At 59.4% G+C, this 22576-nt stretch carries 19 protein-coding genes; 13 read left to right on the top strand and 6 right to left on the bottom strand.

The window, feature by feature from the left end:
- Positions 1–6 precede the first annotated feature (6 nt).
- Together FB472_RS02470 and FB472_RS02465 are read left to right on the top strand one after the other, a co-directional pair.
- Positions 7–909, top strand: a complete 903-nt coding sequence (locus tag FB472_RS02470; protein ID WP_141989511.1) for a ribokinase — start codon at positions 7–9, stop codon at positions 907–909.
- Between the two features lie 88 nt (positions 910–997).
- Positions 998–1942 carry a glycerophosphodiester phosphodiesterase gene (locus FB472_RS02465; RefSeq protein ID WP_141989510.1) on the top strand — a complete coding sequence of 315 codons (945 nt, stop codon included), beginning with the start codon at positions 998–1000 and terminating at the stop codon, positions 1940–1942.
- Here the strand turns inward: FB472_RS02465 and FB472_RS02460 are convergent.
- Positions 1939–3270, bottom strand: coding sequence for a M20/M25/M40 family metallo-hydrolase (locus tag FB472_RS02460; RefSeq protein ID WP_141989509.1), 1332 nt, complete (start codon positions 3268–3270; stop codon positions 1939–1941). The two genes, FB472_RS02465 and FB472_RS02460, sit on opposite strands and share 4 nt — an antisense overlap.
- Positions 3271–3407: 137 nt before the next feature.
- On the opposite strand from FB472_RS02460, the gene FB472_RS02455 reads away from it, so the two are divergent.
- The 4 genes from FB472_RS02455 to FB472_RS02440 all read left to right on the top strand — a co-directional run bounded on the left by FB472_RS02455 (position 3408) and on the right by FB472_RS02440 (position 9534).
- Positions 3408–5204, top strand: coding sequence for a DUF2207 domain-containing protein (locus tag FB472_RS02455; protein WP_141989508.1), 1797 nt, complete (start codon positions 3408–3410; stop codon positions 5202–5204).
- 57 nt (positions 5205–5261) lie between these two features.
- Complete coding sequence (locus FB472_RS02450) at positions 5262–5606, top strand: DUF6804 family protein (protein WP_141989507.1); 345 nt, start codon at positions 5262–5264, stop codon at positions 5604–5606.
- Between the two features lie 190 nt (positions 5607–5796).
- Positions 5797–7941, top strand: a complete 2145-nt coding sequence (locus tag FB472_RS02445) for a DEAD/DEAH box helicase (protein WP_141989506.1) — start codon at positions 5797–5799, stop codon at positions 7939–7941.
- A 129-nt stretch (positions 7942–8070) separates the two neighbouring features.
- The gene (locus FB472_RS02440; protein WP_246078257.1) at positions 8071–9534 is read left to right on the top strand and encodes an aspartate ammonia-lyase; all 1464 of its coding nucleotides are present in this window, start codon (positions 8071–8073) and stop codon (positions 9532–9534) included.
- 28 nt (positions 9535–9562) lie between these two features.
- Here FB472_RS02440 and FB472_RS02435 read toward each other — a convergent pair whose 3' ends face one another.
- A complete protein-coding gene (locus FB472_RS02435) occupies positions 9563–10075 on the bottom strand; it encodes a protoporphyrinogen oxidase (RefSeq protein WP_141989505.1) in 513 nt (170 codons plus the stop codon).
- Between the two features lie 9 nt (positions 10076–10084).
- On the bottom strand, positions 10085–11560 hold the full coding sequence (locus FB472_RS02430; protein WP_141989504.1) for an AlkA N-terminal domain-containing protein: 1476 nt from the start codon (positions 11558–11560) through the stop codon (positions 10085–10087).
- 54 nt (positions 11561–11614) lie between these two features.
- Between FB472_RS02430 and FB472_RS02425 the strand changes: the two genes are divergently transcribed.
- Together FB472_RS02425 and FB472_RS02420 are read left to right on the top strand one after the other, a co-directional pair.
- Positions 11615–12442, top strand: coding sequence for a hypothetical protein (locus tag FB472_RS02425; RefSeq protein ID WP_141989503.1), 828 nt, complete (start codon positions 11615–11617; stop codon positions 12440–12442).
- Between the two features lie 57 nt (positions 12443–12499).
- A complete protein-coding gene (locus FB472_RS02420; protein WP_141989502.1) occupies positions 12500–13735 on the top strand; it encodes a PrsW family intramembrane metalloprotease in 1236 nt (411 codons plus the stop codon).
- A 48-nt stretch (positions 13736–13783) separates the two neighbouring features.
- Here the strand turns inward: FB472_RS02420 and FB472_RS02415 are convergent, their stop codons facing one another.
- Positions 13784–14866 (bottom strand): hypothetical protein, encoded by a 1083-nt coding sequence (locus FB472_RS02415; RefSeq protein ID WP_141989501.1) that lies wholly within the window; start codon positions 14864–14866, stop codon positions 13784–13786.
- A gap of 208 nt (positions 14867–15074) precedes the next feature.
- On the opposite strand from FB472_RS02415, the gene FB472_RS02410 reads away from it, so the two are divergent.
- The 3 genes from FB472_RS02410 to FB472_RS02400 all read left to right on the top strand — a co-directional run bounded on the left by FB472_RS02410 (position 15075) and on the right by FB472_RS02400 (position 19153).
- Positions 15075–17324 (top strand): UvrD-helicase domain-containing protein, encoded by a 2250-nt coding sequence (locus FB472_RS02410; protein ID WP_141989500.1) that lies wholly within the window; start codon positions 15075–15077, stop codon positions 17322–17324.
- Positions 17325–17579: 255 nt separating this feature from the next.
- Complete coding sequence (locus FB472_RS02405; RefSeq protein WP_246078029.1) at positions 17580–18380, top strand: nuclease-related domain-containing protein; 801 nt, start codon at positions 17580–17582, stop codon at positions 18378–18380.
- A gap of 62 nt (positions 18381–18442) precedes the next feature.
- Positions 18443–19153 (top strand): hypothetical protein, encoded by a 711-nt coding sequence (locus FB472_RS02400; RefSeq protein WP_141989499.1) that lies wholly within the window; start codon positions 18443–18445, stop codon positions 19151–19153.
- Between the two features lie 47 nt (positions 19154–19200).
- Here FB472_RS02400 and FB472_RS02395 read toward each other — a convergent pair whose 3' ends face one another.
- Complete coding sequence (locus FB472_RS02395) at positions 19201–20382, bottom strand: MarP family serine protease (protein WP_141989498.1); 1182 nt, start codon at positions 20380–20382, stop codon at positions 19201–19203.
- Between the two features lie 152 nt (positions 20383–20534).
- Here FB472_RS02395 and rpsO point away from each other — a divergent pair, with 152 nt between their 5' ends.
- Positions 20535–20804 (top strand): 30S ribosomal protein S15, encoded by a 270-nt coding sequence (gene rpsO / locus FB472_RS02390; RefSeq protein WP_009771894.1) that lies wholly within the window; start codon positions 20535–20537, stop codon positions 20802–20804.
- Between the two features lie 102 nt (positions 20805–20906).
- Here rpsO and FB472_RS02385 read toward each other — a convergent pair whose 3' ends face one another.
- A complete protein-coding gene (locus tag FB472_RS02385; RefSeq protein WP_141989497.1) occupies positions 20907–21509 on the bottom strand; it encodes an HdeD family acid-resistance protein in 603 nt (200 codons plus the stop codon).
- 100 nt (positions 21510–21609) lie between these two features.
- Between FB472_RS02385 and FB472_RS02380 the strand changes: the two genes are divergently transcribed.
- Positions 21610–22527, top strand: a complete 918-nt coding sequence (locus tag FB472_RS02380; protein ID WP_141989496.1) for an NADP-dependent oxidoreductase — start codon at positions 21610–21612, stop codon at positions 22525–22527.
- The last annotated feature ends 49 nt before the right edge of the window (positions 22528–22576 follow it).

Genomic DNA, 22576 nt, shown 5'->3' with positions numbered 1-22576 from the left:
TGACTGATGTCAGGAATTGTTGTTGTCGGTAGCGCAAACATTGATCAGGTTTTTCGTGTGGAGCGAATTCCTTCACCCGGCGAGACTGTTCTTTCGCACGGGCTCAGCACAGCCCTCGGGGGCAAAGGTCAAAATCAGGCTGTTGCCGCGGCGCGAGCGGGTGCTGCGACCGTTTTTATTGGTGCTGTTGGTGACGACGCTTTTGGGGAGCAGGTTCGCTCTGGCCTCAGTGACGATGGCATCGATGTGTCGTTGCTGCGCACAGTTGCGATGCCCACGGGCACGGCATTGATAGCCGTCGATGGCACCGGGGAGAACATCATCATTGTCGAGCCTGGCGCGAACGGCCAGGTAACCGCTCTCACGAGCGCCGATGCTGCAGCCATCAGTGAAGCCTCCGCCCTGGTAATGCAGTTGGAGATTCCGCTCGACACGGTGGTCGAAGCAGCACGTATTGCCAGAGCGGCCGGTACGCGTGTGATTCTTAACGCCGCCCCCATCCAGGAGTTGCCCGAAGCTTTGATCGAGACTCTGGATGTGCTCATTGTTAATGAGCATGAAGCCGCTGAGTTGGCCCGCGATAACGGGTTGGATGCTGAGCCTGAGGGTGTGGGGCAACGGCTGCTCGCGCTCACTCCGACGGTGGTTGTGACCCTCGGTGCCGAGGGCGCGTCGTTGCACCGTGTTGGTGCTGAGCCAGTTCTGGTTCCGGCGCATCGGGTAACCGCCGTCGACGCTACGGGCGCTGGTGACACATTCTGTGGAGCTTTTGCCGCTGCTGTTGTGGAGGGAATGCTGCCGGATGACGCACTGAGGTTTGCCGGAGCTGCGGCGTCGATTTCCGTCGAGAATCATGGCGCTGTTCCCTCGATTCCGGTGCGAGAAGCTATTGAGACACGCCTCAAATAATTTACTGATTAGGTAACAGACAGGTAACAGACTCGCTATAGTGGGGCCACCGTGAACGTGCGGCAACCCGACAAAGGATGGCGAGTCAATGACGACACCGCAAAACTTAGTACCGGCATATCCTCATCTGCGTGCGCGCAAAGCCGCCGTTGCGGCGGCGATTGTCACCGCGATCACTCTGGCGCTAGTGCTGAACGTCAATGTCAGTCGCGTTCATGCGATGGGTGTGTTCTCCGCTTTGCGTTCGCCGGGGGAAGCAGCCTTTATTGCTGGACACCGCGGTGATGTGACCGCGGCGCCAGAGAACACCCTCGCGGCGCTCGGCCAGGCACTCAATAGCCCAGCCGACTACGTTGAAACCGATGTGCAGCTCACCGCAGACGGTATTCCGGTGCTCATGCATGACTGGACGGTGGATCGCACGACGGATGGCACAGGGCCGGTGTGGAACTACACCTACGAAGAGCTTTCAGCGCTCGACGCCGGATCCTGGTTCGGTGACGAATTTGTCGGTGCTACCGTTCCGACGCTCGAAGAGTTCCTCAATTTGCTGCGCTGGTCAACGAAGAACGCGATTCTTGAATTGAAAGGCACGTGGACCGACGAGCAAGTCGCGCTCGTCTCAGACCTCATCGCCCGCCATCGCGTCAATGACCACGTCATGATTGGCAGTTTCGACATCATGACCCTGCAGGCTTTGCAGCGGGTTAGCCCAGAATTGCCCGGAATGCTGATCGTGCGGGATATCGAGGGTGACCCCGCGGCGCTTGCGGCAGCCGCGGGAGCCATTGCTCTCGTGACGAGCAAGAGGGCCATCACGACAAACCCACAGCTGGTGCAGCGTGTACATGATGCCGGGCTCGGCATCCTTATCTATACACTCAATGATTCCGAAACATGGGCGGATGCCGTGTCGCTGGGTGTAGACGGAATCGTCACTGACCGTCCGGCCGAGCTGGGGCAGTGGATCGCGCAGGAAATAGCGGGGACGAGCGAGTTGCCATTCGCCACGGGTGTGGGAGTTGCAGGTTAGAGCGAGGCGATGAGGGCTCGGTAGAAGTTGATGCCATCAAGGTAGCTGCTGATGAGCATTCGTTCGTTGCGGGCATGGAGGGTATCGCGCATCTCGCGTGCCATCGCGAATGGAGTAAACCGATACACACCGCGACTGATGCGGGTGAAGTGGCGGCTGTCCGTAGCTCCATTTTGGATGTATGGCGTCACAATAGTTCCCGGGAAGCTCTTCTCGATTGTTGATCGCAGTAGCTCCCACGCAAACCCAGAAGTTGGCGACACCGGGGAGGGCTCACCGGGGGACTCCACGGTGATTCGCACCTTCTTGTCGTTGATGGCGCGTGTCACGTGCGTGATCGTGGCTGCCATGCTGGAGTTGACAGCAATTCGAACATTGATGATGGCGCTCACTCGTTCAGGAAGCGCATTCACCGCATGACCGCCCTCGAGCATCGTGACGGCCTGTGTGGTGCGCAACATCGCCGCAAGTTCGTCACTTTTACGCACTAAGACAGGCACGAGCAGAGGGCGAGTCCACGACACATTCCGCAATAGGAATCCAGTAAACCCGGTGGCGTGAATGCCGATGGTGTGAAGCAGATCCGAGCCCGTCGCGGTCAGATGTGCGGGAAACGGTCGCGAGTTAAGCCGCATGATTGCCTGGGCGAGCCGAACGGACGCCGTCATCCGGGGCGGTGTTGACGCGTGGCCACCCGACTGATCGACGGTGAGACGCAGCATTGCTGTGCCCTTCTCGGCGACACCCACTACGGCCATCGGAGCATCGACCTGATCGAAGACGTCGTCAACAATTGCGCCCCCCTCGTCCAGCACCAAAACAGGTTTCACTCCGCGTTGTTCGAGCAAATCGACAATTGCGGATGCCCCGGTGCCGTGCGTTTCTTCGTCGTGTCCAAAGCAGAGATAGATGTCTTGCGCAGGCACGAGTCCTGCTTCTAGCTGCGACTCGACAGCTTCAAGGATGGCGACGACGGAGCCTTTGTTGTCGAGTGTTCCGCGCCCCCAAATGAGCTGATCGTCCCCTTTGCCGCTGAGCTCTCCCGCAAAGGGCGGCCGTTTCCATCCCTCGGGAGGGGCAGCAACGACGTCATAGTGTGCGAGAAGCGCCGACGGTTCGGTGGATGACCGACCGCGCCAACGAAAAATGAGAGAGTGCTCGAGCACTGTCTCGCGCTCAAGGCGGCTGTGGCACAGCGGATATAGTTTGCGGAGTGCTCCGGCAAAACGGGAGAATTCGGTCCAATCGGTGGTTTCTGCATCTTCGCGAGAAACAGTCGGTATGCTCACTAGCTCTTGCAGGTGTTCGACGGCCAAGGCACTCTTCATAGGACGACTCTATCGACAGCGGGCCACGGGTTGCCTCCACGCTGGGGCCGCGATCGCTCGAAAGGGACACTGTGGCACAGCGTGGGCTTACAAACGGCAGACCAGGATCACGAAGCAGCGGCACTCTCCGGGGTTTAATGGCGCTGGGTGTCATGATTCTGGGGGTGGCGGCTCTTGCGGGAGCGGCCCCAGCGGATCAGCAGTACAGTCCAGCGAACGTTCTGCCTAGCGGGGTCGATGACTTCGAATTCGACAGCTACGACGCTGACTTTTTTCTTGATCGTGATAGCGAGGGTCGATCAACCCTGCGCACCGAAGAGACGTTTGTTGCCGTTTTCCCTGCCAACCAGAATCAAGGCATGCGTCGCGCGATCCCCGACTCGTACCAGGGCGCACCCGTCGATCTCTCAAATATTTCGGTAACCGATGAAACGGGCACAGCGCGGCCATTCGAGGTCGAGACCGATGAGGGATTCACTCTGGTTACCAGTGCGGGGGACTCCTTCGTTGACGGCGCTCAGACCTACGTTTTCCGTTATGAACAATCGAATGTCACCCGATACTTTGCGAATACCGACGCCGACGAGTGGTACTGGGACACCATAGGAACAGGATGGGATCAACCATTCGGCAGCGTAACCGCCACCGTTCATCTAAGTAGCGCAATCTCAGCATCGCTGACTACTGAGCCTCGATGCTACTGGGGCTATGAGGGCTCGACAGCGGAGTGCGACATCAGTGCAATCGACTCCGGTCAATTTGTTGCAACGCACAGCGACCTGGCTGCAGGTCAAAACGTCACAGTTGCCTTCGGGTTCGAGCCCGGCACGTTTATCGCCCGCGACAGCACCTATCTCGCCACCGGTGCAGGTTTTGTGCAACCGTTCGGGGCTCTTGGTGCGCTCCTAGCTTTGGTCTGGGCTATCCGCACTCGCCGCACGAAGCTTGCTGATGCAGCGGGGAGACCCACCATCATTGCGGAATACTTGTCGCCACGTGATCTATCAGTGACGACCGCTGCTCTCCTACTGGGCAAGCGCGGTAAAGTGTTCGCCGCGCAGATCCTCGATTTCGCCGTGCGCGGTAGGTTGCGAATTGCGGAGTCAGAGGTGAGCGGGTTTCTTTCGAAAAAAACTAGCTATCGTCTCGAACTTGTTGATCCGACCGACGTGCGTGGCGTCGAACTCGAGATTCTGCGTGCCCTCTTCGGTAAGCAACTTCAGCACGGAGCGGTGCGCGATCTGGCTAAGCCCAACGCCAAACTCGGCCAACGGCTGTACAAGATCGTTTTGCGAGAGAACTCTGGGCTGGTTTCGGCAGGCTTTCGGCGTAAGGCATCGGCGAGTAGCTACCTGCCGTTCGTTCTCTCTGTGGTTTCTGCGGCCCTAACGATTGTGGTCGGAATAGTTCTGATCGATGGGGCGCACGGCGCGGCTATTCCGTTCATCATGACAGGGTTCGCCCTGGTAGCAGCGGTCGTGACGGCAATCTTGCTGTTCCGCACACCCGTGACGGCCCTCGGGGCCGAGACCCGTGATCATCTTGAGGGGCTTGAATTGTATATTCGGTTGGCAGAAGCTGACCGCCTGCAGATGCTGCAAAGCCCCCGGGGTGCGCTGCGTGAGCGAAACGAATCCACGGGAGAAAATGACGTGCTCAGCATTTACGAAAAACTTCTTCCCCATGCCGTGTTGTTCGGGCTCGAAAAGGAGTGGTCGGAGCAATTGGGCCACTATTACCCTGAACAATCGCCAGAGTGGTACGCAGGATCGGGGGCATTCAACGGTGCCCTGTTCGCGGCAAATATCTCCAGCATCTCTGACTCCATTGCACAATCGTATTCGGGCAGTGCGTCGAGCAGCTCAAGCGGAGGCTCCGGTGGAGGTGGCTCTTCAGGTGGTGGAGGCGGTGGTGGTGGTGGCGGCGGAGTCTAGAGTTCGCTGCGACGGCGCGACACTGGCGACACTGGCGAGCCCGGTATATTGGATTCCGTGAGTGCAACGTATCCTGATCGACCTCGCCGGGTTGTTTTGCCGGCGGCAATACTGGCGGTTCTGGTGCTGCTGGTGGGTGCGGCAATCATCGACTCCGATATTTTTACCGTCGTTCGCTATGTGGTCAGCATTATGGCGCTCATCTGTGTGGTCCTCATTGTGCAGGCACGCCAGTGGTGGTGGGCTACCGGGCTCGTGCCCATCGCGATTCTCTGGAATCCCGTGTTTCCGATCGAGATTGCCAACACTCAACTGTTCGCCGGATTGCACTACGCGGCAGCCCTAGTGTTCATTGTGGTGGGCGTACTCGTGCGAGTCACTGATCCGACAGCGAGACGTTAGTTTTTCGCCTAGCACGATCGTTCATTTCTGCGTACACTAGAACCGCATCCCTTGAGACCACCAATCGCACCGCAGTTGGGTCTGGCTCACTCGAGTGGATGTTGTCACCCAGTTGAAGTCCCCTTCGTGGCAACGTCTTCGAGTATTCGATCCGCGTGACTGAGCCGTTCGCCTAGTACCAGGAGACTAATTGACCAACTCGTCAAAAACCGGCCCCTCGCCGCGTAACAAGCGACCCAAAAACTCGCAGCAGCGACAGGCGGGTTCTCAACGACGCCGCGCACGACCCGGTGACGACACCGGAGTCATCCCTGTTCTCGCTCGCGCTGCTCGCGAAGTCGAGACGGCGGTGCAGAATGGCCCGCTCAAGCCCGCAAACCGTGCTCGCTTTCAAGTGGCTGCACTGCTTCTGCGCGAAGAGCGCGCGCGAGTCAAGGTCGATGCGGCGTTGACAGACTCTGAACGTGCCAATGAACAGAAAAGACTCGACGGCCTCGCGGGCATCCTGGCGAAGACCGCTGCCCGCGACACCAGTTTGATATCGATGTTGGGCGAGTCGGCCCCGATCACTCCCGCGGCTCAAGCGTTGCGCCGTGATCTGCTGCTGGCGGCTGGCGTTGAGTTGAGCCCAGAAGAGCTGATCATTTCGGCCGAACCGAAGCCGGTCGACAAGCAGGTCGAGAAGCAGGTCGTTCCGGCATCCGTTCGTCAGATGCAGATGGCCAACCCGTTCCTCGCTCCCGACTTTAGCGCCGCGCCGGCGCAGCCCGAGCACGGCAACCGTCTGACTAACTGGGAGCTCATCGAACCGCTGTTCCGCGCGTTTGAACAGGGTGCCGGTGGCGGGGCTGCCTCCATGAAGCTGCCAGAAGCGGCATCGCTGCAGACCCGTGGCCGCCTTGAGCTCATGCGCCACCAGGCGCGCTTCGTTGAGAAAGTCAAGCAGGGGCACCGAACGTTCCTACTGGCAGATGAGCCAGGTCTTGGCAAAACTGCCCAAGCACTGATGGCAGCAGAAGCGTCACACTCCTACCCGCTGTTGGTCGTTGTCCCCAATGTTGTGAAAACCAATTGGGCTCGCGAAGTGGAATTGTGGACGCCGGGCCGCAGCGCCACCGTTGTGCACGGCGACGGCGAATCCGTTGATGCCTTCAGCGATGTTGTCATTGTCAACTATGAAGTGCTCGATCGCCACGTCGGCTGGCTCGGCCGCTTTGGCTTCAAGGGCATGGTTGTCGACGAAGCCCATTTCATTAAGAACCTCAAATCTGAGCGTTCGAAGCACGTGCTCAGTTTGTCGCGAAGCATCCGTGCAACGTACCCGAAAGCGCTCGTCATGGCACTGACGGGAACACCGCTCATCAACTCCATCGAAGACTTTCGCGCGATTTGGCAATTTTTGGGATGGATCGATGGCACCAAACCACTGGCCCCACTCATGTCCAAGCTTGAAGAGTTCGACCTCACGCCCGCCGACCCCGGTTTCTTCTCCGAAGCCCGACGGGCTGTGATCGACATGGGCATCGTGCGCCGGAAGAAAGTGGATGTCGCCGCCGACATCCCCGCACGCCGCATCGCCGACATCCCGGTCGAACTCGATGACGATCTTGGCCGTTCCATCCGCGCCGCAGAGCAAGCGCTCACGGCTCGCCTGGTTGATCGCTTCACTCGCGTGCGCAATCTCAAGCCAGAGGTCGCGGCCGAGGACCTCATCCGTGTGGTCGCGCATGCCGAACTTGAAGAGTCAAAGAGTGCGACCACCGGGGAGAATGTCTTCACCATGGTTCGCCGAATCGGTCAGGCTAAAGCAACCCTTGCCGCTGACTACACCGCACAACTGGCCCGCTCTGTTGGCAAGGTCGTGTTCTTCGCGAAGCATATCGATGTAATGGATGCCGCTGAAGCGCACTTTGCCAAGGTTGGCCTCAACTCTGTTTCCATTCGCGGAGACCAGAGCCCAAAAGCGCGTCAGAATGCGATCGACTCGTTCGCGGATGATCCCGAGGTCTCCGTCGTGGTGGCATCACTGACTGCCGCTGGCGTTGGGCTCAACCTGCAGGCGGCATCCAACGTCGTTCTCGCGGAACTCAGTTGGACCAACGCTGAACAAACTCAGGCCATTGACCGTGTGCACCGCATCGGTCAAGAGCTTCCCGTGACGGCGTGGCGAATTATTGCCGCGCACACGATTGACGCGCGCATCGCGGAGCTCATCGACAGCAAAGCGGGTCTCGCTGCGCGGGCTCTCGATGGATCTGATGAGGAAGTGGTGGCTGAGTCGAATGTTCAGTTGCAGGCACTTTCGGCACTACTGCGTGACGCAATTAAGAATTAGCCTTCCGTCAAGGATGGGTCTTCCGGCCTTGGGCGTCCCCGACGCCGATAGGCTTTCGAGCGTACACTCAACACGTAAGTGACACGCAGTTTTGTTGTGCCAGCCGTCAACGGAGATGAGAACCAACAGTTGAGTAACACCTCTTCAGAGAACACCGCCACCCGCATCGAATCTGATTCGCTCGGCGCTCTCGAGATTCCTGCTGACGCGTATTGGGGAGTGCACACTCTCCGCGCGATGCAGAACTTTCCCATTACCCGACGGGCGATTTCTGTCTATCCCGATCTAGTGCTCGCTCTGGCGCACATCAAGCAGGCGGCGGCGCGCGCGAATGCTGAGCTGGGTGTGATCGAATCACAGAAGGCACACGCCATTGATGCGGCCTGTCAGGAGATTCTGGAAGGCTCGTTGCATGCAGAATTCTGTGTCGGTGTTATCCAGGGTGGTGCTGGTACCTCCACCAATATGAACGCCAACGAAGTAATCGCAAACCGCGCCCTCGAGATCTTGGGTCATGAGAAGGGTGAGTACTCGTTCCTTCACCCCATCGATGACGTCAACCGCAGCCAGAGCACCAACGACGTATACCCGACTGCGATTAAGCTCGCGATGGTCTTCGGGGTTCACCGCCTGCTCGTCGAGCACGAACTGCTGTCCGGTTCCTTTGCTGACAAGGGGCGCGAGTTTGTCAGCATCCTTAAAATCGGGCGCACGCAAATGCAAGATGCGGTGCCGATGACCCTGGGCCAAGAGTTCTCTGGGTTCTCCCACACGCTCGAAGAAGATCACGCCAGATTGACCGCCGTGCTGCCCTTCATGAGCGAGATCAATATGGGGGCAACCGCCATTGGTACCGGAATTACGGCAGATCCTCGCTATGCCGAAGCAGTGCGGCGCCACCTTACCGATGCCACCGGGATCGAGATGAAGACGGCGTTTGACCTCATCGAGGCCACCAGTGACGTCGGAGTGTTCATGACGCTGAGTGGTGTGCTGAAGCGTTCTGCGGTGAAACTTTCTAAAATTTGTAACGACCTCCGCTTGCTTTCTAGCGGGCCGCAGGCAGGATTCGGCGAGATCAACCTCCCTGCCAAGCAGGCAGGTTCGTCCATCATGCCTGGCAAGGTGAACCCGGTCATCCCCGAAGTCGTCAACCAGGTCGCGTTCAGCGTAATCGGGGCGGATGCCACAGTCACAGCGGCAGCGGAAGGTGGCCAGCTGCAACTAAATGCTTTTGAGCCCGTGATTGCTCATTCGCTTCTTCAGTCGTTGGAGTGGATGACGAATGCGTGCCGCACACTGCGTGAAAACTGCATCGTTGGCATCACGGCCAACGAGGCACGACTTGCGGCTCAGGTCGAGTCGAGTGTTGGTGTCGTCACGGCTCTTACCCCGTACATCGGCTATGCCGCTGCGGCGACTCTTGCCCACACGGCCCTTACGACCAATGCCTCGATTGCCCAGCTTGTGGTGTCGGCGGGACTGATGAAGGAAGAAGATGTAGCGCGCGTGCTCACTCCCGAGCGACTCAGTGGCGTTTCGCCCATGACCGCGGCGATTACCTTGCCGGTGATGCCCTCAACGGGACAGTAGGTAGCTCCGCCGGCGAGCAGCCTCAAAACTACTTTGCTGACTGCTCGTCGTCGTCATCGTCGAGAGGCGCGAGAGCTTCGTCGCGTGCTTTTCCGGCGGTCGTGACGGCACGGTCGATGGCAGATTCGCCGCGTTCGCGCAGTTCTGCAGCCGTCTTGGTGGCGTTATCGCGCACATCGGTGGCGGTGTGTGTCACGCGACCGACAACGTCGCGAGCCGACGCAGAAGCTCGGTCAACAAATTCTTTGGCGGACTCTGTGGCGGATTCAGCAACATCGCGAACGCTTTCTGCGACATCTTTGGCCGTATGCGCCACGAACCCTGGCGTTGCCTTAGCAACCGCCTCGGCACGATCGCGCAAAACGGGACCCTGGGTGCGTGCGTAGTCTTCGACATTGACGCGCGCTTTAGCTACGCGAGCGCTTTCCCAAAACTTTGTCACAGTGCTTTTCATTTGGTCGTAGCGTTCGCGGCCTTCGCGCGCTCCCACCACGTAGCCAATGGCGATACCGATTCCGAGTACGAAGAGTCTGACGTTCATGACTCCACCCTATGGTGAGTTGGGCGTAGGCTCCACCGGTGACGGTCGAGATCGCCACAAATGCATCGACGCATAGCTGCGCCACGGAGCCCATTGAGTGGCATAGCGCGTTAACGCTGTGGCGGCAGCGGGAAGCCCTAACTCGTCGGCACCCTGACGAATAACACGGTCACGGTGCAGCATGATGTCGGGATTGCCGAGCACCCGCATGGCCATGTATCCCGCCGTCCAGGGACCGATTCCGGGCATTGCGGTCAGTCGAGCCGTGAATTCGTCGAGGGGAGTCGAAACATCGAGTATGAGTTTTCCGGATGCGAGAACCTCGGCAATTGAGAGGATAGCGGCGACTCGGGTACGAGGTCCAGGAAGAACTTCGGCACCCGCCTCAGCCAGTTGGGCTGCGGTCGGGAATAGTCCTTCGGTGCCGATTTCCCGTGCTAAGCGGGCGTGTACGGTGCGCGCCGCCGCCACCGAAATTTGTTGACCTGTGAGTGTTCGAAACAGAGTCTCTTCGGCGTTGACGCTTCCGGGCAGCCGAATTCCTGGCACCCGGGCCACTGATGCGGCTAGCACTGGATCCCACGACAGAGCTCGGTCGATGGCCAGCGAATCTGCATCGAGGTCGAACAGGCGGCGGACGCGCGCAACGAGGGGTGAGACATCCGAAACTTTGGCTAGTTGGGCTGTGCAGACAACGCCCTGTTCGATCAGTTGCAGGCGCACTGTCGCTATGCCGCCTGGCAGACGTAGTGCCCGCTCGAAACTGGTGGCGGTCGCGGTCTCGATTCCGTCAATAGCGTGGTTTGCAAAGAAAGTCATGAGCCCCGCGCCGTCAAAGGGTGCCCGGGTGGGAAGCCGCAGGGTGAGGTTTGATGGAAGCTCAAGAGAGTGATTCCCGTCTGCAGATGGTCCGCGGCGTGCGAGGATGCGGAGTTGCGTTGGTGTTGTTTCGTACACCGCCTGAATGGTGTCGTTGAACTGTCGGATGCTGGAGAAGCCGGCCGCGAATGCGACATCCGAGATGCTGAGACCGGTCGCGCTCAGTAGTGTTCGCGCCGCCTGCGCTCGGTGGGCTCGAGCAAGGGCGAGCGGGCCGGCGCCGAGTTCCGCCGAGAGTACGCGGGTGAGGTGGCGGCTTGTGTATCCCAAGCGCGATGAGAGCCCTGCTACTCCTTCACGTTCCACAACACCGTCGGCGATGAGACGCATTGCCCGGGAAGCGAGGTCGTCATTCAGGTTCCAGTCGGGGGATCCAGGCGTGGCATCTGGCTGACACCGTTTGCAGGCGCGGAGGCCCGCTTCATGGGCGGCGGCGGCCGTGCGGTAGAACCGCACGTTTCTGGGCTTGGGGGTGACGGCGGGGCAGCTTGGTCGGCAATATATTCCGGTCGAGTGAACACCGGCAATAAACTGTCCATCGAAGCGGGAATCTCGCGAGCAGAGTGCTCGGTATTGTTCATCGAAGCTCAGGGTTCCGGCGGGCATGAACCAAGCGTGTCACCTTCGAATCCTCTCCACCAGAGCGACTACAGTCGCACCGTGGAATCTTCTTGGACAGTACTCACCGTCATGGCGGCGCTCTGGCTCATCGCGTTCGCATCTCAGTTGGCCGACTACGCCACCGCACGCTTTGATCACCTTCGACTTGCTCGCGGCGTGAGAACTCGAGTGCGGTTGCATCCGGTTGCCTGGGTCGTTCCTTTGGCAGCACTAGCGCTCGTCATCGGGGCTATCGGCGTGAACCTGAGTACGAGAGCATTCTTTGCCGATCCCACTCGAACTTCTCCCGCCGTGCTCATCGCACTCAGCACGGTTGTTGTCCTTGTGGCAGTCGTCGCTACGGTCACTCTGGTCGTGGTTCGTCCTCCCGCTGACAGCTACCGACTTATGCGCGATGAACTCATCGAGCTGGCGGGTGTGCGTCTTCATCAAGACCAGGTCGACGAGTTTCGCGCGCGTGTTGCGGCCGTTGATGCCGCATCCGACGATCGAAAGCGTGTCGATGGCGTAGCGGCTAGTTCAGCGCTGACTCTGGTGGTGCGCACACCGCAGCGCTTTGTTGCGCCGGTCGTTGCGCTGGTTGTAGCCGTCGCTGCGCTCATCGAGGTGCTGAACGACCCGTCGCGCTCGTGGGTGCTCGTCGTTGCGTTGCTGACAGTTGTTGTAAGCTGCACTTTTGCTTGTGTCGCGGCGAGAGCGTCCGCGGCGTTACGTACCTCGGTCCGTTCCACTCAAGAGGTGTATCGGGGTGAGCTTTCCGGTCTCATTGCTGAGGTCGAAAAGTCATCGAAGAAGCGGGTAGCAGGTCTAGGCGATCGGGTGGCCCGTGCGTTGAGCATCCTGCGTGAGCAGCAAGGATCGCAATAGCTCTTCCTTTCTCTGCCCGGCTCACTACCGTGTCGTGCGCACGCTAGGGTTTTTGACATGACTGCGAGCGATTCATCTCCTGCGACTCCAGATTTCACGGCTTCCGCGGGTGTTGCTGCCGAGCATCCCGCGGCTGCACCCGCTGATGTTGCCCTCGAAGCCCAGCAAGATTCTGTCCATGTTCGCGCACCCAATTCCCGTGGCCCGGGCCTGCTTGTCCTCGGAATTGTGGGAGTTGTCGCGCTCTCACTAGTGATGCTCTTTGTCGTGGTGTACCTAATTTCAGGTCTCGGCACCGATGCCTTTGCGCTCGGTGGAGTTCTCGCGCTAGCACCTCTGGCTGTGGTGTTTTTTGCCGTCCGGTGGATTGATCGGTGGGAGCCAGAGCCACGATTGGCTGTTGTCTTCGCTTTCCTTTGGGGTGCAGGTGTTGCCGTTCTTATTGCTCTAATCGTTGGCGCAGAAATTGAGAACGTTGTTGCTGCAATCGGCGGGCCGGGGCCTGGCTATGAATTCTTCTCCGCTGCGGTCCAAGCGCCAGTGGTTGAAGAAATGGGTAAAGCCCTCGGCATTCTGGTCATTTTTTGGGTTGCTCGACGGCATTTCGACGGACCAATCGATGGGTTGGTTTACGCCGCCTGGGTGGCCGGTGGCTTTGCGTTCACAGAGAATATTCTCTATTTCGGTTCCGAGTTGGTCAGCCTCGATGGCGGCGGCGTTGGTCTCTTCCAAATGTTTTTGGTGCGCGGCCTCATGTCGCCGTTTGCCCACGTGATGTTCACTGTCTGTGTCGGCATCGCTCTGGGGTTTGCGGCACGCTCGAGCCGAAGGCGCGTGGCAGTGGTGATGTTCGTCGTGGGGTTGGGGCTTGCGATCGCTTTGCATGCCCTGTGGAACGGAGCGCTATTCTTCGTCAATGATTTCTTCGGTTACTACGCGATCGTGCAATTTCCTCTCTTCATGATCGCCATCGTGATCGTCATTTATTTGCGCAAGCAGGAGGAGAAACTGACCTTCGACCGGTTAGCCGAATACGCGACTGTTGGTTGGTTCAATCACGAAGAAGTGGCGGTGCTTGCCACCCGCCGTGGCCGTCGGCAAGCTTTAGTCTGGGCTGCTCGGCACAACAAGCACCCGGCCATGAAAACCTACATCCACGATGCGACGCGCCTCGCGTTCGCCCGTCAGCGCATCATTACCGGTCGTGATCGCATCGGTGCCACAGCTGATGAGGCTCTCTTGCTTGGTGCAGTGGTCGAAGCGCGGCATGTGCTTCTCGGTCGTCAGCCCTAGCCTGCGCCCGGGAGTTGCCGTGCGGATGTGCACGGCGCCCACGAAAAACTAGGTGAGCAGGTCGTGGAGAAAAACGGCGCCGACCAGCGCCGCGAACCCATAAGCGACGAGGAAGACGAATAAAGGAACCTGGGTTCTCAGACGTCGACCCCGCGGGGCGATCAGGTTCACACGGGAGTCGCCGATGCTCTCGTCTGCATAGTTGCGCGACTGACGGAGGGCTTTGGAACCGACCAGATCTGCAATGCCCAACAGACGTTGATGCTGCACTGGGTCCACGAGGTCGAATGGTTGGGGGGAGTAGACCAAGAGCCAGCTATCGACCACTTCCACGTCGTACGGTGAAGCGTGGTCGATGAGCAGTGCCATCAGATCGGGAGTGAAAACGTAAAGCGCATCACGTTCGTACTGCTGCGGGCAGTAGAGCGTGAAGTAGGAGTTGAAGTCGCCCTCGAGCTTGAGTACCTGACTCTTGGCAAAGGCCAGCGGTAAACTGCTGACACCGAAGAGATAATTATTCGCTTTGGCATCCAGCACCATGTGCGGCAGTGCTCGATCGAGTTCAAGAGCCATCAGGCCCCAGTTATGGGTTTCACGATTCTTGCCGGAGCCAGTCGTGTACCGGTAATTACCGTATTCGAGGCTCCGGCCACTCACGCTCCGAAAACGGTCACGAATCGAACGTTTCTGACTGACGTCGAAGAGCAGCCCAGAGTAGCTGACTTTAGTATCGAGCGGTGCAAACGCCAGCTCGTTATCTTCAGCAAACTTGTTCATCCGGTAAAAGCGTTGCCAGGGGCTCCCGTTGCGACGCCACGCGCGCACGCCGAGATAGCCTGCCCAGATGGCTGCACCCATCACGGGGAGCAAAACAAGCAGCGAAGGTATGGCGGGCCTCAAGGAGCGCTCCGCGAGCGCAGCCTCACCGATTGCAGCGAACACACCAAAAAGTTGGGTGCCAACGATCACCGCGAAGAACACCGCGACGATGGAGCCCAGCCCCACCTTTAAGGCCGTGACGATGGCACGCTGCGAGTATCCAAACAGGCTGCGGCGGTTCGACCGAAACCGTGCCACCGCATCAGGATCGACAGGGTCAATCAGAGCGGAGTAGTTGATCGAGCGAAGCATGAGCCCATCGTAATGGGCCCATCGTAATTGGGGGTGCCCTCATCAAGACTCATCGCCCACCGGTGCGGCACTGCCTGCGACTCTGGTGAGCGATGAGTTGTTATGCAATTAGCCTGCCACTGAGTTCGCTGGAGCGCAAGGGTAAATCGGCAAATCACTACTCGAATACGGCGTAAGATTGGAGGTCGGAATTTGGAGAGGACCGGGGATGTCATCGAGTGAGCTTGCACGGGAACGTGACTACGTTCACGGCCTCTACCACCAGCTCGATTCGCTTCGAGATGCCGCGCAACAGCAGCTCGAAGCGGTGCGCAGAAGCACCCCTGGGGGAACCCACCAGAATCGGTCCGAGCGAGACGCATTCGCCCGTATTTATGAAGACAGGGTCGGGCAATTGCGCGAAATCGACGAGCGTCTGGCGTTCGGGCGACTCGAATTAGAGCCGGAGGAGGGCGGCCCTGAGCGCGTCCTGCGGTACATCGGGCGCATCGGCCTCCGAGATGAGGAACAAGTGCCACTGTTGCTCGACTGGCGGGTTCCGCAAGCGCGAGCGTTTTATCAGGCAACAGCGGCAACCCCCCTAGGTGCACGTGCCCGGCGCCACCTGCAGAGCCGCGGTCGAGATATTGTGCGCATCGACGACGAAATTTTTGATTCTGAGATCCTAGAGAGTGACGTCGCTTCGCTGCAGGGTGAAGCTGCCCTGATGGCAAGTTTGACCGCCGAACGTACCGGTCGCATGGGCGACATCGTTGCCACGATTCAGGCTGAGCAGGATGCCATTATTCGATCCGACCTCGGCGGTACGCTCGTCGTGCAGGGTGGCCCGGGCACCGGTAAAACGGCGGTTGCGCTGCACCGCGCTGCCTACCTGCTATATTCGCACCGGGAACGGCTTTCGACATCCGGTGTGCTGATTGTGGGGCCGTCGCGCTCGTTCTTGCGCTATATCGAAGCCGTTTTGCCCTCACTCGGTGAGACCGGTGTGGTGCTGGCCAGCCTTGGCCAGCTGTTTCCCGGAGTGGATGCTCGGCGCGAAGATGTCGATGCTGTGGCGAGCCTGAAGGGTTCTCTGGAGATAGCGGCTCTCATCAGGAGGGCTGTGCGTTCTCGGCAGGTGGTGCCGACAACGACTCAGCGCATGGAGATCAATGGCGAGATTCTTGATGTGCCTGCGGAACTAATTCGGGGAGCAATGCAGAAGGCCTGGGATTCCCACAAGCCGCACAATCTTGCTCGCGTGGCTTTCAATAAGGCGGCGATCAACGCACTCAGTCGTATGCTGGCCGATCAGCTCCGCTCTCATGGCAACACCATCGATGATTCTGATCAGAAGTGGTTGCGCGAAGACATCCGCACCGCGCACGATGTCAAGGTCGCGCTCAACACCGCGTGGATGCCGCTCTCCCCGCAAAAATTGGTCAATGATCTCTATGCGCGACCCAACTGGTTGCGCAGCCTCACGCCTCGGTGGACTCACGACGAGAGGCAGCTGCTGCTGCGCGAACGAGAAGCACCATTTACTGTGAGTGATGTTGCGCTGCTCGACGAAGCCGCGGAATGGCTCGGCGAGGTGGATGTTGAACACACTGCGGCCGAACGTGAACAGTCTCAGCAGCGAAAGCGCGACCTCGAAAACGCTGCCGCCGCCATCGAGAACATGGGCGTTGAGGGCATGATTGATGCGGAGACTCTCGCTGATGGCTTCGAGGCGACGGCAGAGCGTTCCTCAACCGCTGATATCGCAGCGGCGGATCGCTCGTGGGCTTACGGGCATATCGTCGTTGATGAGGCGCAGGAATTGTCGCCCATGCAGTGGCGACTTCTCGCACGCCGCAACCCTCTGAAGTCGTTCACGATTGTTGGTGATGTTGCTCAGGCGAGTGCGGCGGCCGCCGCAACTCGCTGGGATACGGCGCTTGCCGCCCACGTCGGTAGCGCGTGGCGGCTCGAGGAGCTCACCATCAATTACCGCACGCCATCCCAAATTGTTGCTGTTGCTGAGGCTGTGGCGTTGGCGCACCAGGTTTCGATCACGCCGTCTCGAGCGGTCCGTGAGAGCCCCTGGCCAGTGGCAGTTACGACAACGACGGATGGTAGCCGTATTGCGAGTGTTGTCGAGGCGGTGCGGGTTGATCGAGCGATCTCCGCTGAGGGAACGATGGCCGTCATCGTGAGCGATTCGCTCACCACTGATGTGGTGGAGGCGCTCGAACGCGAGTTTGGGAACGACGTCGGGGAGGGAGCGGCGGGCCTCATGAGGCCGATAGTGGTGCTCACACCCCGCGAGTCAAAAGGCTTGGAGTTTGATTCGGTGATTGTGGTTGAGCCGCAGCGAATCATCAACGAGATTGCGCGAGGGGCTGCGGCGCTTTACGTGGCCATGACGCGTTCAACACAGCGGCTCAGTATCGTCGCGTCTGAGGGTTTGCCGCAGGGAATTCCCGAATCGAGGTGAATGGGCCATTGGCTGTTTGCCACGCTGGCTGATTGCCCCATTGGGGTGGTCCCACAAGTGGGGGTTACATGAAATTCACAGTGTGGGCACTATATATCTAGAAGTCATTCCTCGGGGGAGGGACCTTCGCTCGGGAGCGATTCTTCGCGACGAGTCAGGCCGGAGGCGGGGGAGCCTCCGGCCTAACGTATTTCGGCGTGCAGTTCGGTGTGTGCAGTTCGGTGTGTTTAGGCGATATGAGAGTGGGAGGACTTGGTGCCGCAGAACCATAGTCTTCGCGGTCAGATCGCTGGGCAGTCTGCCATATCCGCAGTAATCGAAGCGCAATCACACCGTGCGCCGCGGGGGCGATTCGCACGTGTCTTTGGTTCGTCGCCTCTCACCGATGAAGGAAAAGCGCATTACCGAGGCGCGGTGGGTGAGCTTCTTGTCGGATCAATCCTTGACCGGCTTGGCCACAGCTGGGATGTACTGCACGGGGTTCCCCTTGGTTCGACGTCGCTGGACCACTTCGCGGTCGGTCGCGCGGGCGTTTTCGCACTCGTGGTTGTCAACTGCCAGTCAGCGGAAGTGGCTTTCAGCGGTGACGACCTGATTGTTGCAAAGAGCATTAGTGGCGCTCTGACAGAGGCACGAGAGTCAGCGCGCCACGTTGCTGGGGCCTTGAGCGCCGCACTCAACGCCCCAATCGCGGTCACCGCAGTGCTGGTTCTCGTGGAACCGACCAAGGTCTCGGGGCTGCTGGCACCCGAAGATGTTAACGTACTCACTTCGAGCCAGCTTGAACAGTGGTTGCTTGCTGCTCCCGCGATCCTTTCCGGTGCCGCTGTCGCCGAAATTTCTGGAGCCGCGGAAGCGAACGGTACGTGGCCAGAGCCTCAATCGGTCGCGCACGAGGCGCGAAATCTGACGCGCGCTTTCGTGCGTATCCATCATGATGTTCGCACGGCGGCGGTGCGACGTTTCTTATGGGTTGTCGCTGCGCTGGTCGCGACGATCTTTTCGCTCTGGGCTGTGGTGATGATTTTGACGTCGCTTGTCGTGAATTCAGGGTGACGCGTGAGCTGAAGTGACCGCTCTCTCGGGCCGTGCTCTTGGGGACTGCTAGCGTGTTCCGGGTGACTTCTGAGCCCTCGCTAGATCCTGTGCAGCGCCGTGTTGCGGTGGTTCCGATAGTTGTGGCGGTTGTTGCCGTGCTGGTTTTCGCAATTATCGTGACCATTGTTGTCACTCTCGCGGCCACACGACAACCGGCAGACAGTTCTCAACCGCCCGTTGTGAGCGCTACGCCAGCTGTGCCGGGTGCCGCAACCACGCCCCCAGAGCTATCCGCGATCGCGCCGACAGGAGCCTCAACGGGCACGCGCTGCATAGACTTCACGTCAGAGACTGATGCGCTTGATATCGACTCTGTTTCGGTGACTCAGCCTGACGGCGACAAATTGCTCATCGAGTTCCTTCTCACATCGGAAGTTCCCGATGGTTCGGTACAACTGGCTGTCTATGCTGAAACGGCGGATGCCGACCGCTCCTATCAATTCTCTGTCGAGGTTCGAGACGGTGAGATTCAGGGCGCCACGTCCTCCGAGTTTGACCGCGATAAGAGTCAACGAATGGATGCCGATGATGCGGAAATCGATGGTGCAGTCGTGCGATTTGCTGTGCCGCGAAGTCTCGTGAAGAAGCTCGACGACGATTGGTCATGGTTCGCGTTCACGACGCTCGATGATGAGCCGGTCGATGCGTGCCCGGGTGATCCTGGTTCCTCAGAAACCTTGAGGTTTGACGGTGGGGCGGACTCGTCAGACGATTCCGGCCGCGATGACTGATCGCAATGACAGACTGCGCTGGGTTATTGCTCTGACTGCCCCAACGATTACTCGCGTATGCATGCCCCGCTAGACACGGTTCCGTTGAGGGTGGGGGCTTTGTCTACGACGGGCCGGAGTTCGGTGAGAGTTACCGCATAGCCCACGTTTTCTTGGTCGGCGCTTCGGGCGAACACCGTCCCTATGACGGTGCCATCGAGGGTGAGCAATGGGCCGCCTGAGTTTCCGGGATTCACCTGCCCGGCAAGCGTGTAGACCTCGCGAGGGAAATCTCCTGTGCCGTAGATGTCGGGGCTGGTGGCAACGCTGATTCTCTGCACTAGTGCGGCGCCAATGGTGATCGGGCCTCCGAAGGGGTAACCCTGAATTGCCGCACTACTGCCGGGTCGTGCGGTGATTCCCAGGGGCAGGGGCCGAGGGGTGAGGCCGGGTACGGCGATTATCGCTAGATCGTCCCGCGCATCAAAGTAGACGACTTTTCCGGTGAGTACTTGGCCGTTGAGCGCCTCGACGACCGGCTGTTCGATGCCCGCAACGACGTGCGCGTTGGTGACAACTCGTTCGTCGGCGACGATAAATCCGGTTCCGGTTTGCGCTTGTCCGCATGCGTATGCGTTTCCGGTAATACGCACCACTGATGCGGCGGCGGTGGAGAGTGCGGCGCTGCCGGTATCGATTCCTGGAATTGTCGCTTCGGTACGCCCCAGTTCAGCGGTGAAGAATGGCACCGCTTGATCTGCGAGCACGGTGCGCAATTGGGCGATGGCTACTTCGACGTTGCCCGGTGTGAGGTCGTGAATCGTGCCGATCACCGCCGAATCCGCGATTGTTCGGGAGAGAAGTGGTGATCCGAGCTGTGCAACGCTGAAACTTACGGTGGAGACAACGAGCGCGGCAATTACGCCAATGACGACGCCTCCTGCCGCACGATCGATGCCGCGAAGCCTGCTCGTGTCGAGTTCTTCGCTCAGACCTTTCGCAATTGCATGGCCGATGGCGTGACCGACCGCGATTAGGCCGATAGCCGCGGCAATTGTGACGACGACGCGAATCTGCGGCTCAGGGATTGCGCGCGCCACGGCGGGGGCGAATAGAACTGCTGCGACGACACCCGCCACTATCCCGGCAATCACAAAAACGCTCCGGGTGAGTCCGACGTTGATGCCGTATCCCGCGTAACCGAGCAGCAGCACGATGAGCAGCAGGTCGAGCAGAAGGGCGGCATTCACGTTCCCACCCTAAACCGAGTGAATGGGCCAGCAGGCGTGCGAGGTGCCCGGTTCTGCTAGAATTACAAGGTTGCCGTCTAACGGCCGCGGATAAAGAGAGCTTACGCATCCAGCTGTGGGCACCGCGCAACGACCAGAGAGGGGATCACCTTATGGCTCTTGAAGCTAGCATCAAGAAGGCGATCATCGAAGAGTACGCAACCCACCCGGGTGACACGGGATCCCCCGAGGTCCAGATCGCGATGATGACTCGTCGCATCCTCGACCTCACGGAGCACCTCAAGATGCACAAGCATGACCACCACTCACGTCGTGGACTGCTTCTTCTTGTCGGTCAGCGTCGTCGTCTGCTGGGTTACCTGCAGAACGTCGACATCACGCGTTACCGCACGTTGATCGAGAAGCTGGGACTGCGCCGCTAGTCGACTCGCCACACTTGCCACAGGCCGTCATCGCATCGCGATGGCGGCCTGTGTTGTTGTGTTCACAGTCAGTTGCGCTAATCCGCGCACGTTCGAGCAGGGTTAGGCGACGGGTCCCGTTGCCGTATCTTTCTTGATCCGGCGGGGTAGCGTAAGCAGGGTGGTGAGACTCACGGCGATCATCAGGATCGCTCCGATCTTAACGAGCGAGACGAGGTCAGCTGCCGGAAGAACGAACATGGCGACTCCGGCAGCCATCGACACAATTCCGCTCAGCCAGCCGAACCAGCGGGGATGGATGGTGCCGCGAACGCCGCCCACCAGGTCGACGATTCCTTCGAGAATCCATCCAATTCCTACCACGAGCGCCAGTGCGATAAGAGACTCGAATGGGTTGGAGAGGCACAGCACGCCAGCGGTAACGATGAGTAGGCCCAGGATCCCGGTAACCCAACGCATGGCGGAGTCAAGCGACGTCGCAACAAAGGCAGCCATGATTCGGTACATTCCCGAAGCGATGAGATAGACACCGAAAAGAATCGCCACCGTCAGGAGCGTCGCACCCGGGAACAGCAGGCCGATAACACCCAAGACGAGCCCAATCATGGCAACGGCCGAGAGCTGTCCTCGATGTGCGCGCAATAGTGTTGGCATAAGATCGGCGGCGGTTGTGGTGCGAGTTGTGGTGCTATCAAGCGAGCTCATCAGAGTCCTAACCGGTGTGGTCAATCGGTGGATATTGGATTCATTCTCCCAGTTCCTCCGCATTGGTGTGCAGACACGACCCACCCGTTAGGCTCGATCTATGTCGCGTCGTATTACTTACTCTCAGCTCGGTGGGCCCGAAGTGCTCACCATTTCCGAAATCTCCGAACCCCATGCGGGTGAGGGTGAAGTGCGAGTGCGGGTGAAATTTGCCGCAATTAACCCCTTCGATGCCAAGGTATTCAGCGGTGAAGCTACATCGAGCCCGCAGAATGTCAGTTTTCCCAGCGGCAACGGTAACGACTTCGCGGGCGTCGTCGATGAGATCGGTGACGGCGTCAGCACGTGGGCGATCGGCGATGAAGTGCTCGGCGGCAAAGGGTTTAGCGCTCAGGCTGACTACGTGGTGGTCGTGGCCAACGCGCTCGTTCGTAAGCCGGATGCGCTCAGCTGGCAGCAGGCAGGTGCGCTCGACATCGTGGGTCGCACTGCATGGGCAAGCGTTGAGAGCGTCTCCTTGACGGCTGCCGACACCGTTCTGGTTAGCGCAGCGGCGGGGGGTGTCGGTGTGATCGCCGCACAATTGGCAAAGCTGAAGGGCGCGAAAGTGATTGGCTCAGCCAGCGAATCAAACCACGAATTTCTGCGTTCGCTGGGCATCCACCCGGTCACCTACGGTCAAGGAATGGTCGAACGTATTCTCGAGATCAGTCCGGAAGGCGTGACCGCCGCGCTTGACAACAACGGACGCGAAACAGTGGATGCCGCGCTTGCGCTCGGCGCTCCCGCCGACCGCATCAATACGATTGCCGACTACGCCGCGCTTGACGAATACGGTACGACGGGTGTTGGTGCTGCGGGTGCCACCGCGGATGACCTTGCGACACTCGCTGTGCTTGTGGCCGCGGGGACCGTGCAGGTGCCGATCGATTCGGTCTTCCCGTTCGAGCAGGTGTCGCAGGCATACACGAAGCTCTTGGAGGGCCACTCGCGCGGAAAGATTGTGCTTGAGCTGTAGCTGTAGTGGCTGCAGCACGGCGAGCCCGTGCCTGTACTGAACCGGCAAT

This window comes from Rhodoglobus vestalii (genome assembly GCF_006788895.1).
Taxonomy (GTDB): Bacteria; Actinomycetota; Actinomycetes; order Actinomycetales; family Microbacteriaceae; genus Rhodoglobus; species Rhodoglobus vestalii.
Note: the sequence above shows the minus strand (reverse complement) of the source record. Positions and strands in the feature narration are given on the sequence as shown.